General features: G+C 61.0%; 18 protein-coding genes, 1 tRNA gene and 1 pseudogene. 8 read left to right on the forward strand and 12 right to left on the reverse strand.

The annotated features are described in order from the left end of the window. Window positions 1–4 precede the first annotated feature (4 nt). The 3 genes from G6N82_RS06990 to G6N82_RS07000 all read right to left on the reverse strand — a co-directional run bounded on the left by G6N82_RS06990 (window position 5) and on the right by G6N82_RS07000 (window position 3,528). Complete coding sequence (locus G6N82_RS06990; RefSeq protein ID WP_165195064.1) at window positions 5–1,903, reverse strand: DUF3604 domain-containing protein; 1,899 nt, start codon at window positions 1,901–1,903, stop codon at window positions 5–7. 87 nt (window positions 1,904–1,990) lie between these two features. Then, window positions 1,991–2,443 carry a MaoC family dehydratase gene (locus G6N82_RS06995; protein ID WP_165195066.1) on the reverse strand — a complete coding sequence of 151 codons (453 nt, stop codon included), beginning with the start codon at window positions 2,441–2,443 and terminating at the stop codon, window positions 1,991–1,993. Between the two features lie 5 nt (window positions 2,444–2,448). After that, entirely contained in the window at window positions 2,449–3,528 is a 1,080-nt protein-coding gene (locus tag G6N82_RS07000) for a CaiB/BaiF CoA-transferase family protein (protein WP_165195068.1), read from the reverse strand. Window positions 3,529–3,860: 332 nt separating this feature from the next. On the opposite strand from G6N82_RS07000, the gene G6N82_RS07005 reads away from it, so the two are divergent. Continuing rightward, window positions 3,861–10,103, forward strand: a complete 6,243-nt coding sequence (locus G6N82_RS07005; protein ID WP_165195070.1) for an immunoglobulin-like domain-containing protein — start codon at window positions 3,861–3,863, stop codon at window positions 10,101–10,103. A 308-nt stretch (window positions 10,104–10,411) separates the two neighbouring features. On the opposite strand, the gene nusG is transcribed toward G6N82_RS07005, so the two are convergent. Beyond that, complete coding sequence (nusG, locus tag G6N82_RS07010) at window positions 10,412–10,948, reverse strand: transcription termination/antitermination protein NusG (protein ID WP_165195072.1); 537 nt, start codon at window positions 10,946–10,948, stop codon at window positions 10,412–10,414. 29 nt (window positions 10,949–10,977) lie between these two features. After that, window positions 10,978–11,187, reverse strand: a complete 210-nt coding sequence (gene secE, locus G6N82_RS07015) for a preprotein translocase subunit SecE (protein WP_165195074.1) — start codon at window positions 11,185–11,187, stop codon at window positions 10,978–10,980. A 267-nt stretch (window positions 11,188–11,454) separates the two neighbouring features. On the opposite strand from secE, the gene G6N82_RS07020 reads away from it, so the two are divergent. Next, window positions 11,455–12,993, forward strand: a complete 1,539-nt coding sequence (locus tag G6N82_RS07020; protein ID WP_165195076.1) for a sodium:alanine symporter family protein — start codon at window positions 11,455–11,457, stop codon at window positions 12,991–12,993. A 76-nt stretch (window positions 12,994–13,069) separates the two neighbouring features. Here the strand turns inward: G6N82_RS07020 and G6N82_RS07025 are convergent. Continuing rightward, window positions 13,070–13,145 (reverse strand) — tRNA-Trp (locus tag G6N82_RS07025). 119 nt (window positions 13,146–13,264) lie between these two features. Here G6N82_RS07025 and aat point away from each other — a divergent pair. Beyond that, the gene (gene aat, locus G6N82_RS07030; protein WP_165195078.1) at window positions 13,265–13,963 is read left to right on the forward strand and encodes a leucyl/phenylalanyl-tRNA--protein transferase; all 699 of its coding nucleotides are present in this window, start codon (window positions 13,265–13,267) and stop codon (window positions 13,961–13,963) included. On the opposite strand, the gene G6N82_RS07035 is transcribed toward aat, so the two are convergent. The 3 genes from G6N82_RS07035 to G6N82_RS07045 all read right to left on the reverse strand — a co-directional run bounded on the left by G6N82_RS07035 (window position 13,912) and on the right by G6N82_RS07045 (window position 15,626). Next, entirely contained in the window at window positions 13,912–14,406 is a 495-nt protein-coding gene (locus G6N82_RS07035) for a DUF2155 domain-containing protein (RefSeq protein ID WP_165195080.1), read from the reverse strand. The genes aat and G6N82_RS07035 overlap by 52 nt on opposite strands. A 2-nt stretch (window positions 14,407–14,408) precedes the next feature. Further along, complete coding sequence (locus G6N82_RS07040; protein WP_165195082.1) at window positions 14,409–14,804, reverse strand: NADH:ubiquinone oxidoreductase subunit NDUFA12; 396 nt, start codon at window positions 14,802–14,804, stop codon at window positions 14,409–14,411. A 120-nt stretch (window positions 14,805–14,924) separates the two neighbouring features. After that, window positions 14,925–15,626, reverse strand: coding sequence for a TetR/AcrR family transcriptional regulator (locus G6N82_RS07045; RefSeq protein WP_165195084.1), 702 nt, complete (start codon window positions 15,624–15,626; stop codon window positions 14,925–14,927). A 114-nt stretch (window positions 15,627–15,740) separates the two neighbouring features. On the opposite strand from G6N82_RS07045, the gene G6N82_RS07050 reads away from it, so the two are divergent. After that, a complete protein-coding gene (locus G6N82_RS07050) occupies window positions 15,741–16,358 on the forward strand; it encodes a ferric reductase-like transmembrane domain-containing protein (protein WP_165195086.1) in 618 nt (205 codons plus the stop codon). Here G6N82_RS07050 and G6N82_RS07055 read toward each other — a convergent pair. Both G6N82_RS07055 and G6N82_RS07060 read right to left on the reverse strand, forming a co-directional pair. Then, on the reverse strand, window positions 16,348–16,851 hold the full coding sequence (locus G6N82_RS07055; RefSeq protein ID WP_241255226.1) for a DUF192 domain-containing protein: 504 nt from the start codon (window positions 16,849–16,851) through the stop codon (window positions 16,348–16,350). The two genes, G6N82_RS07050 and G6N82_RS07055, sit on opposite strands and share 11 nt — an antisense overlap. Before the next feature lie 5 nt (window positions 16,852–16,856). Continuing rightward, window positions 16,857–17,414 carry a RecX family transcriptional regulator gene (locus tag G6N82_RS07060; RefSeq protein ID WP_165195088.1) on the reverse strand — a complete coding sequence of 186 codons (558 nt, stop codon included), beginning with the start codon at window positions 17,412–17,414 and terminating at the stop codon, window positions 16,857–16,859. A gap of 152 nt (window positions 17,415–17,566) precedes the next feature. On the opposite strand from G6N82_RS07060, the gene G6N82_RS07065 reads away from it, so the two are divergent. Continuing rightward, on the forward strand, window positions 17,567–19,300 hold the full coding sequence (locus tag G6N82_RS07065) for a fatty acyl-AMP ligase (RefSeq protein ID WP_165195090.1): 1,734 nt from the start codon (window positions 17,567–17,569) through the stop codon (window positions 19,298–19,300). 18 nt (window positions 19,301–19,318) lie between these two features. Here G6N82_RS07065 and G6N82_RS07070 read toward each other — a convergent pair whose 3' ends face one another. Next, window positions 19,319–20,860 (reverse strand): TIGR00341 family protein, encoded by a 1,542-nt coding sequence (locus tag G6N82_RS07070; protein ID WP_241255227.1) that lies wholly within the window; start codon window positions 20,858–20,860, stop codon window positions 19,319–19,321. Window positions 20,861–21,036: 176 nt separating this feature from the next. Here G6N82_RS07070 and G6N82_RS07075 point away from each other — a divergent pair. From G6N82_RS07075 to G6N82_RS07085, 3 genes and pseudogenes are all read left to right on the forward strand, one after another. After that, window positions 21,037–22,246: pseudogene (locus tag G6N82_RS07075) on the forward strand (toxic anion resistance protein). Beyond that, window positions 22,246–22,995, forward strand: coding sequence for a hypothetical protein (locus tag G6N82_RS07080; RefSeq protein WP_165195092.1), 750 nt, complete (start codon window positions 22,246–22,248; stop codon window positions 22,993–22,995). Before G6N82_RS07075 ends, G6N82_RS07080 begins: the two are co-directional and overlap by 1 nt. Next, a complete protein-coding gene (locus G6N82_RS07085) occupies window positions 22,992–23,297 on the forward strand; it encodes a polyhydroxyalkanoic acid system family protein (RefSeq protein ID WP_165195094.1) in 306 nt (101 codons plus the stop codon). Before G6N82_RS07080 ends, G6N82_RS07085 begins: the two co-directional genes overlap by 4 nt. Window positions 23,298–23,305 lie beyond the last annotated feature (8 nt).

The following is a 23,305-nucleotide window of genomic DNA, read 5'->3' on the forward strand; positions in this document are numbered from 1 at the left end:
CCTCCTAAGCTGATGGCTTGAGCCAGATCGGCGAGGAATAGGCACGTTCCTGCGCCACGGCGTCGGCCATCGGCTCTGGCGGCAGTTTTATACCGAACCGCACCGCATCGAACAGGGTCCAGCGTGGCGTGGGAATTTCCAGTACGCGCAAGTAATAGAACGCGCGTTGCCCCTTGCGGTAATCGGGGTCTGTCCACAGGGCGCGCAGTTCGGCGGCGCCGATGCTGTTGGTATATGTCGCATTGCTGCGATCGACAGTGTCCCCGACTGCGGGCACTTTGCCGCCGACCGGCCGGCGCTTATCCATGTCTGACCAGACGACATCGTAAACTCGTTCCTGCAGCGCACCCGAGGCATCGAGCCATCCTTTGACAACCTGTACCCGATCGAGGTTCGCTCCGTCAGGGTCTTTGAGCGCAGAGATAAGGAAGCGCGGCGCCTTGCCGCTATCGGTCAGTTCGCCGCCCATCGGCACGCCGCGGGTATAGCCTGCGCGTACCCAGTCGCCCTGCCAGTCGGCCTCGCTGAAGTCGAAGCCGCCGAACCAGCGCACCACCATGCGAGGGCCGGTGGTGGCGTAGACTTCGCGCCGGGCGAAGGCATCGAATATCTCCGCACGGGTGTTGCCGCGCGCCCAGGCCGCTGCATAGCCACCGGCGAGATAATTCCAGCCGAAGCGGCCTTCGCGGGTGCCGAGGTTCTGGGGCACCAGCGCCCGGTCGCGAAATTTGGGTTCATTCCCGGTGTGCTTGCCGAAGAAATTATCCTCATCCCCAGTTGCGAGCGCGGTATGGCTGTCAGTCGAACCGATCAAACCGAAGGCGTAAGGGTTGACGCCAATCTGTTGCTCCAGCGTTAGGCCGCGCTTGAGTGCTTCCCGGATATAGCTGCCCAGCAACATGTCTGGCGTGGTCTTGATCGAGGCATCCAGATTTCCGACCTCCCACCCCTTGTTGCCGAACTCGGCAAATTCGTCATTGGGCGAAAGGAGCGGATGCGTTTCGCTGTCACCCTTGATCTGGGTTACTTCCACGACCGGTTCGGCTCTTGCACGTTTGCGGGCATATTCTGCCGTCATCTGCCCGCCACCGGGCATGGAAAGTTCGAACATCAACCCGTTCGACATGTTCGAATTGTGCGGGATTGCCAGGACCTTGCCGCCGGTGTCCCGCTCATAGGCAGCCATATAGTCCCAAAGCTGCTCTGCGGTGGTGCCAAGACTGGCGAAGGGCACGACCTGCGACGTCCGATCCTTGCCATCGCGAAACATCACTACGCGATGGAGATTGTTGCCATCAGGCAGCAGCGAGTATTCGAAGCCGGCGAGCGCAGTGAACTTGCCCGGCTGGTTATAGCGGTCGAGTGCGACAAGCTGGGCATTCCAAAGGTCGAACGTCTCTTCGGTGTTGTCGCCATTCCGCATTGCAGCAGGAAGCCGGTCTGCTGCCGCTGCGGTGATGATTTCGGACGTTGCACGAATTGATGAGCGCGGATCCTCGTTGAGCATGTCATGCCAGCGCCGCATGGTCTTATCTCTTAACAGCAGCCGCGGCGCATCGGCGAGCCGGCGCAATATCCCCATGCCGTCCGAGTGGTCCGAGATAACCAGGAAGTCGAGCGGGCGCGCGAGCCGGGCCTTGGTGCCAGTGGTTGAAGTAACCTCCTCACCCCTGGCAAAGCGCAGTGCATCCTCCACACCAAGCCGGTTGCCAAAACCGAAGGCATCGAAGGAAACGTCAGTATGAAGGTGGGTGTCCCCCCAATAGGGGCGATCAGGGAATTCGGCGAGCTCGATCGTCCCTTCGCCAGTTCCCTTTTGTTCCTCGCTGACCGACGCATCGCAGCCAGCCAGCGCGATAAGCGCCGTAGCTGTCAGGACTCCTCGAAACGCCTTCGCACCCATTTGCTGTCTCCCTCTCCCGGGAGCGAATGTGCGCTGCCGTCCAACTCGCCGTCAAGGCTCAGCTAAACACATCCCGATGCCGTAGCGTCAGGCGGGCTTGCGCAGCAGCAGTGCCGAACGCTCACAGCGGCACACCACTTCGCCGCGCTGGTTATGCATCTCATGCAGGAAGGTAACGATTCCCGCTTCCGGGCGCGACTTACTTTCGCGCAATTCCTTGACTTCGCTCGAAGCCCGCAAGGTGTCGCCGATGAACACCGGCTTGGGCGTTACCACATTGTTGAAGCCGAGGTTGGCAACCAGAGTGCCCAGCGTAGTGTCGCCGACCGACAGGCCAACCAGCAGCGAGAATGTAAAGGTGGAGTTGACCAGGATCTGGCCGAAGCCGCTCGCCTTGGCCGCCTCGACATCGAGGTGCAGCGGCTGCGGATTGTGCGTCATGGTGGAGAACAGGAGATTGTCGGTCTCGGTCACGGTGCGGCGGATCTCGTGCTCGATCCGGTCTCCCACCTGCCATTCGTCGAAATATTTGCCGGCCATCGCCCTCAGCCCTCCCGCTGCCAGCGAGCGACCACTTCGGCTCCGTCCTCGGCACTGTCGCGAATGGTGCCCGGCGTGCGGCTGAAACGCGGCGCGGGCGCGGTGTGCCACACCCCGTCGCGTTCGACATAGGCCTCGCGCGCCCTCATATGCGGATGGTCGCGTGCCTCGTCGAGCGGCAGCACGGCGGCAACGCAAGCATCGCTACCTTCGAGAATTTCGCACCATTCGGCCTGGGTCTTGGTCTTGAACAGCGCTGCCAACCGCTCTGTCATGTCGTCCCAATTGGCAGGATTGTCGCGACCTTCGGCCAGTTGCGGCGCGTCGATCTTCGCGAGCAGCTCCGCATAGAATTGCGGTTCAAGCGCGCCGACCGAGATCTCGCGCCCGTCCGCACATCCATAGCAGCGATAATAATGCGCCGCGCCGCCCAGCAGCCCCTCGCCGCGTTCGGTTTTGATGTAACCGATCTGGCGTATGCCGAAGAAGAAGCTCATCAGGCTGGTCGCACCATCGACGATCGCTGCGTCGACCACCTGCCCCTTGCCCGAACGCTCGCGCTCATACAGCGCCGCCATGATCCCGAAGGCGCAATACATCGAGCCGCCGCCGAAATCGCCGACCAGATTCTGCGGCGGGATTGCCGGTTCGCCCCTCTTGCCTACCGCGTCCAGCGCGCCGGTGATGGCAATGTAATTGATGTCATGCCCGGCTGCCTGCGCGAGCGGCCCGTCCTGGCCCCAGCCCGTCATGCGGGCATAGACCAGCCGCGGGTTCAGGCTGAGCAGTTCGTCCGGACCAAGGCCCAAACGCTCCATCACCCCTGGCCGGAACCCTTCGAGCAGGACATCGGCATGCGCCGCGGCGTCGCGGCAGAATTGCTTGCCCTCATCGCTTTTCACATCCACGGCCACGCGGTGCCGTGCGCGCTCCACAACCGGGTTGAGGATGCGCCCGCCTTGCCGCTCGATCCGCACAACCTCGGCCCCAAGGTCGGCAAGCAGCATGGCCACATGCGGGCCGGGCCCGATCCCGACAAATTCCACGACTTTCAGGCCTGTCAATGGGCCATTTGTTGGGGACATCAGACCCCTCCTAAAATTCCATGCTTATTGGGTCGAAGCACATGCCGACCAGCATGGTTACGGTGACATCAAGCGCGTTGCAATCTTGCTTAGCAATGCATTAACCATCTCCTACGTATTTTCCCGTAATGAACCAATTAGGGTCCCTATTCGCGCCGTTCGTAAGATTGGCTCTTTGCCTTGTGCTATTAAGCTGGGCTGTTGCTGGTAATGCAGCAGCCTATCAATGGTATGCGACTCCGTTAAGTAGCGCTGGAACAGCTCTAAGCAATTCCACGCTCGTTACCATATGGTTTGGCCCTTCATCGCCGGCTAACCCTTCAAGCTACCAATTGGTAATTCTAGACTCGAACAACGATGGCCGGATTTCCAGACAAGAGTGGGGCGCCGCGACGGGAGGTGGTCTCGGCCACAATGGCGCAACGTCAACCAGCCTATTTCATGGAACCAATAGCGGCAGTGGCACCCTCTATACCGGATCATTCATCGCGGCTGGAACAGGCGGTCACAAAGTAGGACTCGCTAGCAACTTCTCACCGGTAAATCCCGGCAATATCTCAGTCGTCGACACAACCGCACCTGTCATCACGGTTTCAGGGAACAACCCGGCAACCGTGGTGCTGGGCGCCACCTATACCGACGCAGGGGCAAGCTGCACGGATAACCTCGATGCAAGCTGCTCCGTCACCCCAAGCGGTTCGGTCAACACCAGCACGGTCGGCACCTACACCATCACCTATACCGCCACCGATGCTGCCGGGAACACGGCAACCGCAACACGCACCGTCGAAGTGGTCGCCGGCGATGCTCCGGTCATCACGCTGCTCGGAGCATCCTCGGTCACGATCGAGGTCGGCTCCAGCTATACCGATGCAGGCGCAACCGCTCTGGACACCGAGGACGGCGATCTCACAGCCAGCATCGTGGTCGGCGGAGATAGCGTCGATCCAGCCACCGTCGGCACCTACACCATCACCTATGATGTCACAGATACAAGCGGTAATGCCGCTGCCCAGGTGACCCGCACCGTCAACGTCGTCGACACAACCGCACCTGTCATCACGGTTTCAGGGAACAACCCGGCAACCGTGGTGCTGGGCGCCACCTATACCGACGCAGGGGCAAGCTGCACGGATAACCTCGATGCAAGCTGCTCCGTCACCCCAAGCGGTTCGGTCAACACCAGCACGGTCGGCACCTACACCATCACCTATACCGCCACCGATGCTGCCGGGAACACGGCAACCGCAACACGCACCGTCGAAGTGGTCGCCGGCGATGCTCCGGTCATCACGCTGCTCGGAGCATCCTCGGTCACGATCGAGGTCGGCTCCAGCTATACCGATGCAGGCGCAACCGCTCTGGACACCGAGGACGGCGATCTCACAGCCAGCATCGTGGTCGGCGGAGATAGCGTCGATCCAGCCACCGTCGGCACCTACACCATCACCTATGATGTCACAGATACAAGCGGTAATGCCGCTGCCCAGGTGACCCGCACCGTCAACGTCGTCGACACAACCGCACCTGTCATCACGGTTTCAGGGAACAACCCGGCAACCGTGGTGCTGGGCGCCACCTATACCGACGCAGGGGCAAGCTGCACGGATAACCTCGATGCAAGCTGCTCCGTCACCCCAAGCGGTTCGGTCAACACCAGCACGGTCGGCACCTACACCATCACCTATACCGCCACCGATGCTGCCGGGAACACGGCAACCGCAACACGCACCGTCGAAGTGGTCGCCGGCGATGCTCCGGTCATCACGCTGCTCGGAGCATCCTCGGTCACGATCGAGGTCGGCTCCAGCTATACCGATGCAGGCGCAACCGCTCTGGACACCGAGGACGGCGATCTCACAGCCAGCATCGTGGTCGGCGGAGATAGCGTCGATCCAGCCACCGTCGGCACCTACACCATCACCTATGATGTCACAGATACAAGCGGTAATGCCGCTGCCCAGGTGACCCGCACCGTCAACGTCGTCGACACAACCGCACCTGTCATCACGGTTTCAGGGAACAACCCGGCAACCGTGGTGCTGGGCGCCACCTATACCGACGCAGGGGCAAGCTGCACGGATAACCTCGATGCAAGCTGCTCCGTCACCCCAAGCGGTTCGGTCAACACCAGCACGGTCGGCACCTACACCATCACCTATACCGCCACCGATGCTGCCGGGAACACGGCAACCGCAACACGCACCGTCGAAGTGGTCGCCGGCGATGCTCCGGTCATCACGCTGCTCGGAGCATCCTCGGTCACGATCGAGGTCGGCTCCAGCTATACCGATGCAGGCGCAACCGCTCTGGACACCGAGGACGGCGATCTCACAGCCAGCATCGTGGTCGGCGGAGATAGCGTCGATCCAGCCACCGTCGGCACCTACACCATCACCTATGATGTCACAGATACAAGCGGTAATGCCGCTGCCCAGGTGACCCGCACCGTCAACGTCGTCGACACAACCGCACCTGTCATCACGGTTTCAGGGAACAACCCGGCAACCGTGGTGCTGGGCGCCACCTATACCGACGCAGGGGCAAGCTGCACGGATAACCTCGATGCAAGCTGCTCCGTCACCCCAAGCGGTTCGGTCAACACCAGCACGGTCGGCACCTACACCATCACCTATACCGCCACCGATGCTGCCGGGAACACGGCAACCGCAACACGCACCGTCGAAGTGGTCGCCGGCGATGCTCCGGTCATCACGCTGCTCGGAGCATCCTCGGTCACGATCGAGGTCGGCTCCAGCTATACCGATGCAGGCGCAACCGCTCTGGACACCGAGGACGGCGATCTCACAGCCAGCATCGTGGTCGGCGGAGATAGCGTCGATCCAGCCACCGTCGGCACCTACACCATCACCTATGATGTCACAGATACAAGCGGTAATGCCGCTGCCCAGGTGACCCGCACCGTCAACGTCGTCGACACAACCGCACCTGTCATCACGGTTTCAGGGAACAACCCGGCAACCGTGGTGCTGGGCGCCACCTATACCGACGCAGGGGCAAGCTGCACGGATAACCTCGATGCAAGCTGCTCCGTCACCCCAAGCGGTTCGGTCAACACCAGCACGGTCGGCACCTACACCATCACCTATACCGCCACCGATGCTGCCGGGAACACGGCAACCGCAACACGCACCGTCGAAGTGGTCGCCGGCGATGCTCCGGTCATCACGCTGCTCGGAGCATCCTCGGTCACGATCGAGGTCGGCTCCAGCTATACCGATGCAGGCGCAACCGCTCTGGACACCGAGGACGGCGATCTCACAGCCAGCATCGTGGTCGGCGGAGATAGCGTCGATCCAGCCACCGTCGGCACCTACACCATCACCTATGATGTCACAGATACAAGCGGTAATGCCGCTGCCCAGGTGACCCGCACCGTCAACGTCGTCGACACAACCGCACCTGTCATCACGGTTTCAGGGAACAACCCGGCAACCGTGGTGCTGGGCGCCACCTATACCGACGCAGGGGCAAGCTGCACGGATAACCTCGATGCAAGCTGCTCCGTCACCCCAAGCGGTTCGGTCAACACCAGCACGGTCGGCACCTACACCATCACCTATACCGCCACCGATGCTGCCGGGAACACGGCAACCGCAACACGCACCGTCGAAGTGGTCGCCGGCGATGCTCCGGTCATCACGCTGCTCGGAGCATCCTCGGTCACGATCGAGGTCGGCTCCAGCTATACCGATGCAGGCGCAACCGCTCTGGACACCGAGGACGGCGATCTCACAGCCAGCATCGTGGTCGGCGGAGATAGCGTCGATCCAGCCACCGTCGGCACCTACACCATCACCTATGATGTCACAGATACAAGCGGTAATGCCGCTGCCCAGGTGACCCGCACCGTCAACGTCGTCGACACAACCGCACCTGTCATCACGGTTTCAGGGAACAACCCGGCAACCGTGGTGCTGGGCGCCACCTATACCGACGCAGGGGCAAGCTGCACGGATAACCTCGATGCAAGCTGCTCCGTCACCCCAAGCGGTTCGGTCAACACCAGCACGGTCGGCACCTACACCATCACCTATACCGCCACCGATGCTGCCGGGAACACGGCAACCGCAACACGCACCGTCGAAGTGGTCGCCGGCGATGCTCCGGTCATCACGCTGCTCGGAGCATCCTCGGTCACGATCGAGGTCGGCTCCAGCTATACCGATGCAGGCGCAACCGCTCTGGACACCGAGGACGGCGATCTCACAGCCAGCATCGTGGTCGGCGGAGATAGCGTCGATCCAGCCACCGTCGGCACCTACACCATCACCTATGATGTCACAGATACAAGCGGTAATGCCGCTGCCCAGGTGACCCGCACCGTCAACGTCGTCGACACAACCGCACCTGTCATCACGGTTTCAGGGAACAACCCGGCAACCGTGGTGCTGGGCGCCACCTATACCGACGCAGGGGCAAGCTGCACGGATAACCTCGATGCAAGCTGCTCCGTCACCCCAAGCGGTTCGGTCAACACCAGCACGGTCGGCACCTACACCATCACCTATACCGCCACCGATGCTGCCGGGAACACGGCAACCGCAACACGCACCGTCGAAGTGGTCGCCGGCGATGCTCCGGTCATCACGCTGCTCGGAGCATCCTCGGTCACGATCGAGGTCGGCTCCAGCTATACCGATGCAGGCGCAACCGCTCTGGACACCGAGGACGGCGATCTCACAGCCAGCATCGTGGTCGGCGGAGATAGCGTCGATCCAGCCACCGTCGGCACCTACACCATCACCTATGATGTCACAGATACAAGCGGTAATGCCGCTGCCCAGGTGACCCGCACCGTCAACGTCGTCGACACAACCGCACCTGTCATCACGGTTTCAGGGAACAACCCGGCAACCGTGGTGCTGGGCGCCACCTATACCGACGCAGGGGCAAGCTGCACGGATAACCTCGATGCAAGCTGCTCCGTCACCCCAAGCGGTTCGGTCAACACCAGCACGGTCGGCACCTACATCATCACCTATACCGCCACCGATGCTGCCGGGAACACGGCAACCGCAACACGCACCGTCGAAGTGGTCGCCGGCGATGCTCCGGTCATCACGCTGCTCGGAGCATCCTCGGTCACGATCGAGGTCGGCTCCAGCTATACCGATGCAGGCGCAACCGCTCTGGACACCGAGGACGGCGATCTCACAGCCAGCATCGTGGTCGGCGGAGATAGCGTCGATCCAGCCACCGTCGGCACCTACACCATCACCTATGATGTCACAGATACAAGCGGTAATGCCGCTGCCCAGGTGACCCGCACCGTCAACGTCGTCGACACAACCGCACCTGCAGTCAAGATAGATGGAGTTCCATCAAACACTGAGGGGCCCTTTAAATTTGATGTCATTTTCTCCGAAGAGGTGTTCGGCTTCGAGAGCGAAGATCTGAACTTATCGAACGCCTCTATCCTCGAATTCTCACCCAGGTCGGCAACCCTCTACCAGATCACCATCGCTCCAATCACGATGGGCGAGGTTACCATATCCATCGATTCGGATGCGGCGGTTGATAAGGATGGCCGTGGGAACAGAGCTTCTGATATCGCGAGAGCTTACTTTAGAGACGCCAAGGAAATCCAGCGTCGAACTACCTCTGTTCTGCAAAGCTTCCTGCTAGAACGTGCCAATCAGATAATCACAAATGAGCCTGATTTGGTTTCGAGACTCGAAATGAGGAAAAATTCTGGTTCAGCGACAGCCAACCTTGAGCACGGAACTTTGCGAGGACAATTTAAAGGAGCCATAAATCTTTCAGATTTGGGCATTGGGGAAGACTCAAAGTCCCCATCCATATGGATCCAGACAAACTATACCGACTCCGTATATGACACGAAAAAGATCGACTCCTTGATTAACTATATTGGATTTGATTCAAAAATTTCCGAAAGTTTTGTCATCGGGGCAATTTTTCAATTTGACGACACGCGTATGTCGGAAAAGAGACTAGATTATTCTATGGAGGGAACAGGCTATTTAGCTGGGCCTTATGCAGTCATTTCAATCAAAGATTCGTTGATCGTTGATGCAAGAGCTGCCTGGGGGAATTCTAACAATGCTATTATGCCATATGGCACCTACGCCGACGAGGTATCCACCGCTCGTTCGCTCTATCGCATGGGACTAACCGGGCGAGTGAAACTCGCAACTGCATGGCATTTAAGGCCTGAGGCAAAGTTCATCTTATTTAATGAAACTTCAGCAGCCTACCAGGATCGCTCAGGGATAGAAATTCCAAAAGTCCAGATAGGCATAGGTCGCCTAACATTTGGCCCCTTGCTGGAACACACAGTCACCACCGCCAAGCAATTTGGACTAACATACAAAATTGGCATCGAAGGCCTCTGGGATTTTAAGGGCGCAAGTTTTGTCGACTCGCAAGGAGACATTGCACCAACGCCCTACGAATTTCGAGGACGTGCGAAATTTGGTATCGAGTCAGTCATTGGTGAGGGGATGATTCTTGCCGAAATTTTCTATGATGGGATTGGTCAGAGAAACTATGAGTCATATGGCGCTAGTCTTAGGCTCGCCTTGGGTTTCTAAAGACAAACATATCGTCAAAACGGAGTTCATCAGAAGCTTATGGTCGCACTAAGAATAGGGTCGATACCTACCGCGATCACCGAAGATCAGAGCATTTCCTCCAAATCAAGTGCTAGCGCAACGACCACTAGTACGAACATATAGCTGGAGGGCGATTTTGTTGGTCGAAACTATGAGTAAGATTACCAGACTGGCCGGCACAATCGTCGGCAGAATAGTATAAGTTACGCACAGTCTCGACTGGGGCGGCACCTAATCAAGCGCCGGATAGATCCATTGCTCAATGACGTGCGCGGCCCGTAATGGACTTACTTGACCAGTTCGACCTGCTCGAAGTCCAGTTCGACCGGGGTCGCACGGCCGAAGATCGAAACCGAAACCTTGACCTTCGCTTTGTCGAAGTCGAGCTCTTCCACCACGCCGTTGAAGCTGGCGAAGGGTCCGTCGAGCACCTTGACCTGATCGCCGATCTCGTAATCGACGCTGATATCGCGCTTCGGCGCGGCCTTGGCTTCTTCCACGCCGCCGAAATAGCGCGCTGCCTCTTTCTCGCTGATCGGCTGCGGCTTGTTGCCCGAGCCGAGGAAGCCGGTGACCTTGGGCGTGTTCTTCACGAGGTGATAGACGTCGTCGGTCATCTTCAGCTTGGCAAGGACATAGCCGGGCATGAACTTGCGTTCGACCTGAACCTTCTTGCCGCGCTTCACCTCGGTCACGGTTTCAGTCGGGACCTGAACGTCCTCAACCGCATCCGACAAACCCAGCCGCTCAGCTTCGGAGATGATCGCGTCGCGAACCTTGTTTTCGAAACCCGAATAGGCGTGAATGATATACCAGCGAGCCATGGTGAATTCCCGTGAATTGGATGCGCGGATCAGGCGAGCGACAGCAGCCACTGCACAACCGCGCTGAAGAGCGCATCGACCCCGAGGAAAAAGACCGACAGGATCACCATCATGATGAACACGAAGATCGCCGTGCGGATGGTTTCCTCACGGGTCGGCCAGACAATCTTGCTGGTTTCGCTGCGAACCTGGTTCACAAACTCGGCAGGCGATGTCTTGCGCTTTTTCTCTTCGGCCATGTCGGGGCCCTCGTCCTCGAATTAAGATCTTCCCGCCTTCCGGGATCGGCTTTCAGGTAGGGTTTCTCGCCGCCCCGAACAAGGTCCGGGAGGGGCTCTAACTGATTCCAATGTCGGAAGACATCGCGCACTTAGGCGGCGGCAGGAACAAATGCAAGCACGCTGAATGCGCCGCGATGTGCATCACGGCGGCAGGGGGCTGGTCAAGCACGGCCTGCGTGGCTAGCGTTAGCGGCTTGTATTGGGTTGCTTTTGGGGAAGCCACGAATGGCAGTGACAGAAACCGGGTCGGTCAGCCTGATCGATCACGTTACCAATGTTTCCGATTTCATTTGGGGAGGCACCTGGAACGGCGAACTTGTGCCGTGGCTTTCCGTCGGCGGGCAACCGATCCCGCCGATGGTGATCGTGCTGCTGGGCGTCGGCCTGTTCTTCATGGTCGGGCTGAAGTTCTACCCGATCGCCAAGCTTGGCAGCGCGTTCAAGGGGCTTTTCGCCGGGCGCAAGGGTGCCGGATCGGGCGAGATTTCGCCCTTCGCCGCGCTCTCTACCGCGCTTTCGGGCCAGGTCGGCACAGGCAACCTGGCCGGCGTCGCAACTGCGATCGCGCTGGGCGGGCCGGGCGCCGTCTTCTGGATGTGGGTCACGGCGATCATCGGCATGGCGCTGGCCTTTGCCGAAGGTTCGCTGGCGATCCGGTACCGGGAAAAGACCTCTGACGGGGTCTATCGCGGCGGTCCGATGAGCTACATCATGATGGGGCTAGGCCCGAAATGGACCTGGCTCGCGATCGTGTTTTGCCTCGGCACGCTGTTCAGCGCGATGGTGACCGGCAATTCGATCCAGGCCAATGCCGTGGCCGATGGCCTGAACGAGCTTTTCGGGATCGAGGAATGGATGGGCGGGCTGATCGTCGCCATCCTCGTCTTCATCGTCATCATCGGCGGGATCAAATCGATCGGCAACGTAGCCGAGAAGGTCGTCCCGTTCATGGCCGCTGCCTATATTGTCATGGCGCTGATCGCGTTGGTGCTCAACATTCAGGACATACCGGAAACCTTCGGGCTGATCTTCCATGGGGCGTTCAACCCGCAGGCGGCGACCGGTGGCTTTGTGGGGGCGGCGATCGCGCTGGCGATCCGGGCCGGTGTCGCGCGTGGGCTGTTTTCGAACGAGGCCGGCCAGGGTTCGACCCCGATTGCGCACGCCGTGGCGCAGACCGACGATCCCGAACAACAGGGCCGGATGGCGATGATGGGCACCTTCATCGACACCATTGTGATTTGCACCATGACCGCACTGGTGATCCTGACGGTCGAAGGGCAGTTCACCGGTGGTGGCCAGCAGGTCATTCATGCGTGGAATTCGGACCTTCAAGGCTTTGCGATGACCAGCGGCGCCTTTGCTGCTGCCTTCCCGGTCCAGATCTTTTCGATCCCGCTGGGAACGCTGGTCGCATCGACCGCGCTGATCCTGTTCGTGTTCACCACCCTGCTCACCTGGAGTTACTACGGCGAGCGCGCGATCACCTTTATCTATGACCGTGTGCCGGGATCGACCCGCGCCGGCGAGAAGGTGCTGCACATGATCTGGCGGGTTCTGTGGTGCGTGGTGATCTACATCGGTTCGACACAGGACCTGACGCTGGTCTGGCGGCTTGGCGATATCTCCAACGCTGCCATGGCGCTGCCCAACCTGCTCGCGCTCGCGCTGCTCAGCGGCGTGGTGTTCAAGCTGGCCAAGGGTGAGCGCAATGCCGGGCAGACGTTCGGGCGCGAGACTCCGGAAGAACCGAACGAATACTGACGCCAGGCATCAAGCGATAAAAGAACAGGGCCGTCCCCCCAAGGGGCGGCCCTTTCGCATTCACGCTGAAAAGAAATGGCAGGGGTGACAGGATTCGAACCCGTGGCCCTCGGTTTTGGAGACCGATGCTCTACCAGCTGAGCTACACCCCTGCAGCCGGACGCTGCCCTCTATAGCCAAGCGCGCCGCATGGCAACACGCCAGTTTCGCCCTGCGCAAAGCAGCAAATGTCCTTGCCCCGGATTGCCCAGCGTCTGCTAAGGAACGTGGCATGCATTCGCCCTTCCCGCCCCCGATTCCATCGGACATGCTGCTGCTGGCCTATCGCAGCGGGATCTTTCCCATGGCGGATGGGCGCGATGATCCGGAGGTTTTCTGGGTCGAACCCAAGCAGCGCGCCATCATCCCGCTTGAGCAGCTTCATGTGTCGCGCAGCCTGCGCAAGGCGATTCGCCAGGATCGCTTCCAGGTGACCGTTGATCGCGATTTCGCAGCGGTGATCGAGGCTTGCTCACACCCACGCGAAGATCATCCCGAAAGCTGGATCAGCGAAAGGATCATCGCCAGCTATCGCCAGCTCCACAGCATGGGCCACGCCCATTCTATCGAGTGCTGGGAAGGATCAGAGCTGGTCGGCGGGCTTTACGGCGTCAGTTTCGACCGGGTGTTCTGCGGCGAAAGCATGTTCAGCCGCCGCAGCGATGCCAGCAAGGTTGCGTTGGCCTGGCTCGTGGCGCTGATGCGCTTGGCCGGGTTTCACCTGCTCGATTGCCAGTTCATGACCGATCACCTGCGCAGCATGGGCGCGGTTGAGATCACTCAGCAGAAATATCTCGAAGGGCTCGTGCGCGCTTCGGGCCAGGCCGAATTCAGCCTGCCCGGGGCCTATCAACGCGTGTTAGGCAAGGCCAAGGCCGATCACTCGACCCCTGGAAAGCTCATCGCGCAGTCTTTCACCCAGACGTCGTAGACCGGATGTTCGACCACGTTGAGGCTAGGCGAATTCTTGAACAGCCAGCCTGAAAAGATCCGGCGGAACTGGTCCGATCCGCGGTCCTGCACCGACACTTGCACGAAGGCACCGGTTTCGCGCTGCATTTCCCACGGGGCGGTGCGTTCACAGGCTTCGAGCCGGATCAGGATATCGCCGATGCGGCGCGATTCGCCCGGCTTCAGTTCGATATCCTGGCTGGAATTGTTGCGCTTGTTGAGCAGGCCCAGCGTCGCCACCCGCTCTGCCATGGGCGTGCCGATATCAGCTGCGGCAGCGGCTTCCGTCGGAACGGGAGCAGGCGCTGCAGGCGCGTCTTCAGGCAGCTCAATCCTGACCTGCTCAGGCGCCGGAGCATTGTCCGAGCATCCAGCCAGCGCAGCAGCGCCGAACAGACATAGGCCGATGCGCAGACTGCGCATGGTCAGCCTTCCGGGCTCCACGCCTCGTAATCGCCGGTTGCGCGGGCACGCTTGCCACCGCGTTCCAGCGCGCCTTGCGGGCGATAGGCCGCGGCGGTGCCGGTGGCATTGGGAGTGTAGTCCGCTTCCCAGATCTTGGGCGGCGGCAAGCGGCTTTCCGGCACGTCGTTGAACGCGCCGTGCAACCAGCCGTGCCATTCGCTGGGCACGCGGCTGGCGTCGTTGTTGCCGTTGTAGATCACCCAGCGCCGCTCCTGCTCTCCCGCCTTAGGCTTGGAGCGGTAATATTTGTTGCCCTGCGCATCGGTGCCGATGTGTTCGCCCCGGCGCGCGGTGAAAAGCATGGTGCCGAAGGTGGCACCGTCCCACCAGGTGAAGATTTTGCTGAGAATTCCCATGGCCGCGGCGATTAGCGGAAGAATGCCGCGCTAGGCAAGAAGATCGCGCTGGGAACCGCCAACTATCTGGCAGGCCGGTCGTTCATCCAGCATACCGCGCCATCTGGTGTCTACAGTCAACTATTTGTGGGCGCGAATTTCCTTCAACACGCCATCAGGATCCCGACTGAGCAGGGCGACAAACCCGTCAAGCGCATCGATCATCGCGGCGCCAGCCGAATCGTCATTCGCAAGGTCAAACTCCGGGAAGTGTCCATCGACCAGCATTCGCGCCAATCCATATGCCATGGCCCTGCTTTGGAGGTTCGCCAGCGCAAGGTCATTAACGGCCAGCATGCCGCGCTCATCTGCCTTTTCAAGCAAGTGCTGCATGTTGTCCCGGATCCAGCGGTTGTCGGCCAGCAATGGTTCGGAGCTGTAAAAATCGATCAGGAGCCGGTCGCCGAGCACCCGGTAATGTGTGGGATGCCGCATCGCCCATTGCACATAGGCGTGGGCAAGCACGGCCATGCGGACCAGCGGATTTTCCGATTTGCACTGCGCCAGGCGGCGCTCCATGTCGCGCCGCAAGATTGCCATGCCTTGCTCGGCCACGGCCAATACGAGCTCGCGCTTGCCAGGGAAGTGGCGGAAAGGAGCGCCTGACGAAACCCCGGCGCGGCGGGCAGCTTCACGCAAGGTCATCGCCTCGACGCCGGATTCGCTAACCACTTCGACCGCTGCATCGATGATCGCCTGGCGCAGGTTCCCGTGATGATAGGCACCGCGCTGCTTGCCGGTGCCGGCTCTGGAATTGCTCCGCTGTGAAGCTCGTTCTGTCATCAATGATCCATCTGCTGCAAGGCCACTTTTTGTAAGCGGTGCTTAGATTGTCGATTGACAGAAGGTCAACTCAATGTAAGCATTGCTTACATATCTCGCCCAAAGGACACAGCAATGGCACTTGGCACACAAACCGGCAGCAATCGCGGCTGGCAAGCATTCGCGTTGATCGCAGCCGGGGTGGCGGCCGCTTGTGCGGTGCCGATCCTGTTCGTTCCCGATCCGGTCGAGGCTGTTCGACTGGTGATCCGGCTCACAGCCCGCATTTCGCTGGCACTGTTCCTGGCCGCATTTCTCGCGTCTACATTGGCTCGGCTTTGGCCGGGCAGCGTTACCCGCTGGATGGTTGCCAATCGCCGCGTGCTTGGGCTGGGCTTTGCATGGTCGCATCTGATTCACGCCTCTGCATTGGTAATCTTGTACCGCGCAGACAGCGCTCTTTTCTGGACCCTGACCAACCCCGTTTCGGTAACCGGGGGGAGCATTGCATATGTCTTTATCGCGGCACTGGCGTTCACGTCTTTCGATGGCGCCGTGCGGGCGCTGGGCCCGCAGCGTTGGCAGCGCCTGCATTCCACAGGGATCTGGATCATCTGGCTGGTTTTCCTGATTTCAAACGCCAAGCGCATCCCGATCAACCTCGGCTACGCCCTGCCAACCGCGATACTGATCGCGGCATTGCTGGTCCGGCTCTATGCTCGAACGGTGCGGACAGCCAAGGCTACCACGTAACACGATCGCCGGGCTTGATCCCCAGTTCTGCCGCACGGCCGCCGCGCAGTTCGAGCACGGCACTGGCGATCCCTTCGGAATAGACCGATTCGAGCGAATAGGGTTCGGTGTTGGCGGCGATGTTGATCACTTCGTTTTCCAGCCCGATGAATATGATGTCGAGCGGGATCGGCGTGTTCTTCATCCAGAAGCTGCGGATGTCGGGCACATCTGAAGGAAACAGCATGCCTTCATTATCGCCCAGCGCGGTGCGAAACATCAGTCCCTTGGCCTGTGCCTGGGGCGTGTCCGCCAGTTCGACCCGGAATGTATGACGCTTGTCGCCCGAAACGACTGCAAGGTCGATAATTGCCAACCCGCTTTCGGGATGGCGCGCTGAGGTGTCATCACCAGCACCCTCAACGGCCGGTGAGCCAGCATTGGCCCCCTCTGCACTGGGCGAGCACGCCATCAAGCCTGCGCAAAGTGCCGCGAGCAGCCATGCGGATGTCATTCGTGTCATTCCTCGACCTCGCTGGCCCATCGTTCGGCGTCCTCGGCCTGTTCTGCATAGACCATTTGTCTCGCAGTACCGAAATCATGGCCCGCGCGCACCATCGCCGCAATCTGTTTTTCGCGCCTGGCCCGATCGAGTGGTTCGCCCGATCGTGCGCCGCCTCCGAAGGGGCCGAAACCGCGCTTGCGCGCAAAAGCAAGCGCCGCCGCGCGCGCCGATCGTTCGTCGGGTGCAGCTTCGGCCCGCAGTTCCTCTTCGATGCCGGCAGCCCGCAACGCCTGGTCTACCCGGCGGGCACCATAGCCCCTGCGTAGCAACCCGCTGCTGCGCGCGCGGGCGTAGGCTTCATCATCCACGTAACGCAGCTCTACCATGCGCGCGACCACTGCGCCGACGTCGATTGGGTCGCCATCTTCGGCCACTCCGCGCTCGCGGATCTTGCGCCACAGATAAGCTTCAAGCTTGGCCGAACTCGTCGCAAACCGGGCGAGATAGGAGAGCGCCAACTCTTCCACAGCTGCGCGGTCAAGCGGGCCTCCCTTGCGTCGTTTGCGTGACATCTCGGTTTGCTTTGCAACCATTTCGCCTTATTCGTGCCACACTCCTTATCAAATGGGAAAGAAGGTTTGGGTGCGGACATCAGGAGTTTCCGCATTGGGGATGAAGCGAAGGCGCGTCCTTGCGCCGCAAATAACGGGTATCGCTGAATAAAATGACCGACGCCGTTCTCACACCGACGCCGAACGACTGCCCCTTGCCGCGCAGGCGAGCCGACTTTGCGACGTTCAACGAAGCAATCGACTATGCCGCACAGAGCGAAAAGGGCCTAAATTTTCACGATATGCGGGGTGAGCTGGTTCGCCCCTATCCTTTTTCCGAGATGCGCAGCGATGCGCTGATCATGGCGCGGCGACTGGTCACTGCCGGGATCGGCAAGGAAGATCGCGTTGCCTTGATCGCGGAAACCGGCCCCGATTTCGCCGCGCTGTTCTGCGCCTGCGTCTATGTTGGCGCATGGCCGGTGCCGCTGCCGCTGCCGACCACCTTCGGCGGCAAGGAAAGCTATATCGACCAACTGGCGGTGCAGCTGCAAAGCTCCGATCCCAAGATCCTGCTTTACCCCGAAGAAATCGCGGAAATGGCCAGCGCGGCCGCTGCCAAACAAGGCTGCGCCAGCGAATCCTGGCAGGATTTCGAGCAGCGCCCCGCGCCCGAATGCGAGCTGCCCGAAGCGGACCCGGAAGATATCTGCTATCTTCAGTATTCCTCCGGCTCCACCCGTTTCCCGACCGGTGTGGCGGTGACGCATCGCGCGCTACTCCACAATCTCTTCGGCCATTCGACGTCGATGAACGTCGGACAGGGCGACCGCGTCGTCAGCTGGCTGCCATGGTATCACGACATGGGCCTGGTCGGCTGCTTCCTGTCGCTGATCGCGAACCAGGTCAGCTGCGATTACTTGAAGCCAGATCATTTTGCGCGCAGGCCGCTCGCCTGGCTCGACATGATCAGCCGCAACGGCGGCACCACTCTCTCCTATTCGCCGACCTTCGGCTATGACATCTGCGCCCGCCGCATCTCCAGCCAGAGCCATGTGGCCGAGCGGTTCGACCTGTCGCGCTGGCGCGTCGCAGGTAACGGCGCGGACATGATCCGGCCTGACGTGATGCAGAACTTCGTCAACGCCTTCAGCGAAGCGGGCTTCAAGGCCAGTGCTTTTACGCCCAGCTATGGCCTCGCCGAAGCGGTGCTGGCGGTCACGGTGATGCCGCCCGGCGAAGGCATCCGGGTCGAATTGGTCGAGGAGGAGCGCCTGTCGGGCACCCCGCGTGACCTGTCACGCCCGGCGCGCTATCGCGCGATCGTCAATTGCGGCAAGCCGCTGCCCGACATGGATGTCGAAATCCGCGGCGAAAACGGCGCGGTCAGGGGCGATCACCAGATCGGCAAGGTGTGGTGCCGCGGCCCCAGCGTGATGCATTCCTATTTCCGCAATGTCGAAGCGACCGAGGATTGCCTGGTCAATGGCTGGCTGGATACCGGCGACATGGGCTATGTCGCCGATGGCTATCTGTTCATCGTCGGCCGCGCCAAGGACATGATCATCATCAATGGCAAGAACCACTGGCCGCAGGACATCGAATGGGCAGTGGAACAATTGCCCGGCTTCAACCATGGCGACATCGCCGCTTTTTCGATCGAGATGGAAAATGGCGAGGAAGCGCCCGCCGTGCTGGTCCATTGCCGCGTTTCCGACCCCGAAGAGCGCATCAAACTGCGCCACGAAATCGCCGACAAGGTCCGCTCGGTCACAGGCATGAACTGCGTGGTCGAGCTGGTTCCGCCACGGACCCTGCCGCGTACCTCGTCGGGAAAGCTGAGCCGCGCCAAGGCAAAGAAGCTGTACCTGGCAGGCGAGATCGTGCCGTTCGAACTGGCTGCCTGACCGGCGAGCGGTAGCCAGCTATTCCTCGGGCTCGCCCCAGCGCGCCTGGACACCTCCGTTGCGCCGCCCAGGCACCGCTGTTGCCGCAACGCCCTGTTCCGCCAGCAAGGCAACAACCCGCTCAGCCTGGGCAGCATCGCCTTCGATCAGGACCGGCAGGTCGATCCGCTGCGCAGCCCAAGCTGTCAAAGCGAGCGCCGCCTGCCCCTGCGCACTGGGCTCATCGTCGGCAAATGCTATCGCGGGGAGCGGCCGGGCAGGCGGCAGCATTTCCACCTTCCATTCCGGCTCGGTCGCGGAAATGCGCTGCTCGAGCACGCGGTAGGTCGCCAGCGTTGCGCCCGGCAGCGGCTTGGCCCGCACCACGGCGCGGCGCCGCTCGCGGTCGATCACAACGTGATCCTCCGATACGCCCGCCACCACCGCCAGCCGCTGGGCCAGGTTCTCAGCGCGCTCGCGCGCGACCGCTTCTTCGCGCGCCCGGGTTGCCGATAATTCAGCCTGCTGCGCGGCAGTCGCGCTGGTGCCGACCTGGTACTGGTTGATCGTCAGATCGACCGGACGCCCCAGTTCACGCGACAAGGCGCGCTCGCCATTGGTCTCTGCATCGGGCTGCAACCTCGGGGTGAGCACGGTTGCGTCAATCCGCACCGGATCGCTCTGGAAATCGATTTCGACCTGGCTCAGCCGTGAGCGCGGATCGAAATTGTCGAGGATTTCGCCGCGCACCTGCCGCTGCGCGTTGGTTTCCCACGCAATCTGCTGGAGCGAGATGCCGAGCGGCACCGCCAGGGCCAGAAACACCACCGCCACTGCCAGATTCTGGTAAAGGCTGTTTCGCTCGCTCAGCGTCGTGCGGAAACCATAAAGGCGCGCCATACCCCACGCGGTAAGCGCGATCGTGAGCAAATTGGTGACGAACAGCAGCAGTGCGCCCGAGAAGACCGTCCAGTTGAAGGTCGCCAGGCCAAAGCCCACCACCGCCAGCGGCGGCATCAAGGCGGTGGCAATCGCCACGCCCACGATCGTGCCCTCGCGTCCGCGGATCATGGCATAGGCCCCCGCCAAGGCTGAGAACAGCGCCACCATCAGGTCGAACAGATTGGGCCGCGTCCGCGCCGCGATTTCGGGCGTCACTGTCTGGATTGGCGACAGGAACACGACGATCGCGCACAGCAGTACCGCCATGAGGCTGCCCCAGGCCAGGCTGCGCGCCGACTGCTTTAGCCAGTTGTAATCGCCAATCGCCAGCGCAAAGCCCAGCCCCATGATCGGGCCCATCAGCGGCGACAAAAGCATGGCGCCGATCACCACGGCCGGCGATGACAGCAGCAGGCCCAGGATCGCGATGCCGCCCGACATCGCCGTCATGAACAGATAGCGTTCGGTCAGACCGCAGTCTTCGCGGCGTTTTTCGATCACCGCTGGCTGGTCAACGGTGCCGATGACGTCCTGCCGCCACCAGTTCTGCCAGCTCTGCATCACACGGGCAAAGTTCGAACCGTTTTCGCTGGCTCCTTCGCCGGGAGCCGCTGTCTGGGGTGCAGGAGTGTCAGCCAAATCTTCGGTCCATCGCCAGTTCCTAGTGCATCACTGTCTATCGCCTTGTGAGACCAAACGAAAGCATGGACGCGCGCAGCCGAATCGGCCACACTTCTTGAAGTCTGTGTCTTAGATGACTAATACAGCATGAGATGGTGGCCCAATGCCACCGCAATGGAGCCTGGAAACTGACCATGAGCACGCAGCAGACGACGACCAAGACGGCGACCGATTTCGAGCTGAGCCCGCCCGATCCGGTGCCAACTGTCGCGCCAGAAAAAGCCGCCGGCCTGGTGCCAGTGGCGGAGGAAAAGCGCTCGAAGCTGGACGAGAAGGTTGAAGGCTTCGTCGCCGAACTCGTCGCTGAAGACGCCAATTCGCCAGCCTTTGGCGAAAAGGTCGACCAGATCACCCGGATGGGCCAGGAACAGATCCGCGCTGCGGCCGCCATGTCCAACCGTTTCCTGGATCGCCCTGTGCGCGCGATGGACCAGGACAATGGCGTGGGCGCCGATCTGCTCGAACTGCGCAAGACCGTGGAAGAACTGGACCCGGGCCGCAAGGGCAAGATCCGCGGCCGCAAGCTGTTCGGCATCATCCCCTTCGGCAACAAGCTGCAGCGCTATTTTGACAGCTACACCTCGTCACAGGGCCACATCCAGTCGATCCTGGAGCGTTTGGCTTCAGGCAAGAAGGAACTGCACGAGGACAATGCCGCTATCGATGTCGAACGACAGAAACTGTGGGAGGCGATGGGCGAACTGGAGCAGATGATCCATATCGCCAAGCGCCTCGACGAGCGGCTCGAGGAAAAGGCCTACGAGCTCGACGCAACCGATCCGGCGAAGGCCAAGGCACTGCGCGAAAGCGCGCTGTTCTATGTCCGCCAGCGCACGCAGGACCTGCTGACCCAGATGGCAGTCAGCGTGCAGGGCTATCTTGCGCTGGATCTGGTCAAGAAGAACAATGTGGAGCTGGTAAAGGGCGTGGACCGTGCCAGCACCACCACTGTTGGCGCATTGCGCACCGCGGTAACCGTAGCTCAGGCGATGACCAACCAGCGGCTGGTGCTGGGCCAGATCACCGCGCTCAACCAGACCACCAGCGACATTATCGATCTCGACCAGCACGCTGCTGCGCGAACAAACCGGCAAGATCCACGAACAGGCCGCCGCCAGCACGATCCCGCTCGAGACGCTGCAACGCGCCTTCCAGAACATCTATGACACGATGGACGAGGTGGACGAGTTCAAGGTGCGCGCGCTGTCGAGCATGAAGCAGACCGTTGAAACGCTATCGGCCGAAGTCGAGAAATCGAAGGGCTATATTGCACGCGCTGAAGGGCAAGCGCAGGCGCAGAAAAAAGTCGCGTCCGAACCCAGCCTGCTGGCGCTTGAGAAATAATGCCTGACAGCACGCGAGAATCCGACGCGATCCTGACCGCAGCGAAGCGTTCGCTGGTAACGCAGCGCGATGGCGGCACGCATCGCCCGGCCAGCTCGATTGGCAGGGGCTCGGCCGAGCTAAAGGCCGCTGCGCTACTCAAACGCCTGCGCAATATGGCGATCGCCGTGCTGGGCGTATTGCTCGCTTTCTCGATCGGCGGATGGATTATTGGTGGGCTCGGCTTCTGGGGCGTGATGCTGGGCTTTATCGCAATTCTTGCCGCAGTGGGCGGCTTCTCCATGTTCCCCAAGGTCAAAGTGCCCAAGCGGGCCGACCTGAAGAAGGGTGATGCCAAGGCGATGGTGGCACGCACCGAACTGTGGCTGGAAGCGCAGCGCCCCGCGCTACCCCCACCGGCGGTGCAGATCGTCGACCAGCTGGGCGCGCAACTTGATGCGCTAGGGCTGCAACTCGCGACGATCGACCAAAGCGACCCGGCGGTAAACGAAGTGCGTGAGCTGGTGGGCGAATATATCCCGGAGACGATCGACAACTACCGCAAGATCCCGGCGCATCTGCGTGGCGAACAACATGCCGGCAAGACCGCTGACCAGCGCCTGACCGAGAGCCTGTCAAAGATCAGCGGCGAAGTCGATCGCGTAACCCGGCGGCTGGCTGAAGGCGCGCTGGATGACCTTGCGATCAAGGCGCGCTATCTCGATTATCGTTTCGGCGGTGCCGAGGCACTAGAGGACAAAAGCCAATGAGGGTTGCCCTGCCACACGAACTGGGCCGCGACGAAGTGCGCCGCCGGCTGAAGGAACGCAGTCACGAAATCGCCGATTATCTGCCCGGCGGAGTCGCCGAGGTAGAAACTGACTGGGTCGAGGACGACCGGATGGCGCTGCTGGTGTCGGTCATGGGTCAGAGCATTACCGGGCATATCGACGTAGAAGATACCCAGGTGGTGTTCGAGATCAGGCTGCCGGGTATGCTGTCCTTCGTCGAGCCAGCGATCGAAAAGGCGATACGCGCCAACGGGCAGAAAATGCTGGCTGCGCCAAAATAGGCACCGCG

This window comes from Altererythrobacter sp. BO-6 (assembly GCF_011047315.1).
In the GTDB taxonomy this organism is placed as follows: Bacteria; Pseudomonadota; Alphaproteobacteria; order Sphingomonadales; family Sphingomonadaceae; genus Erythrobacter.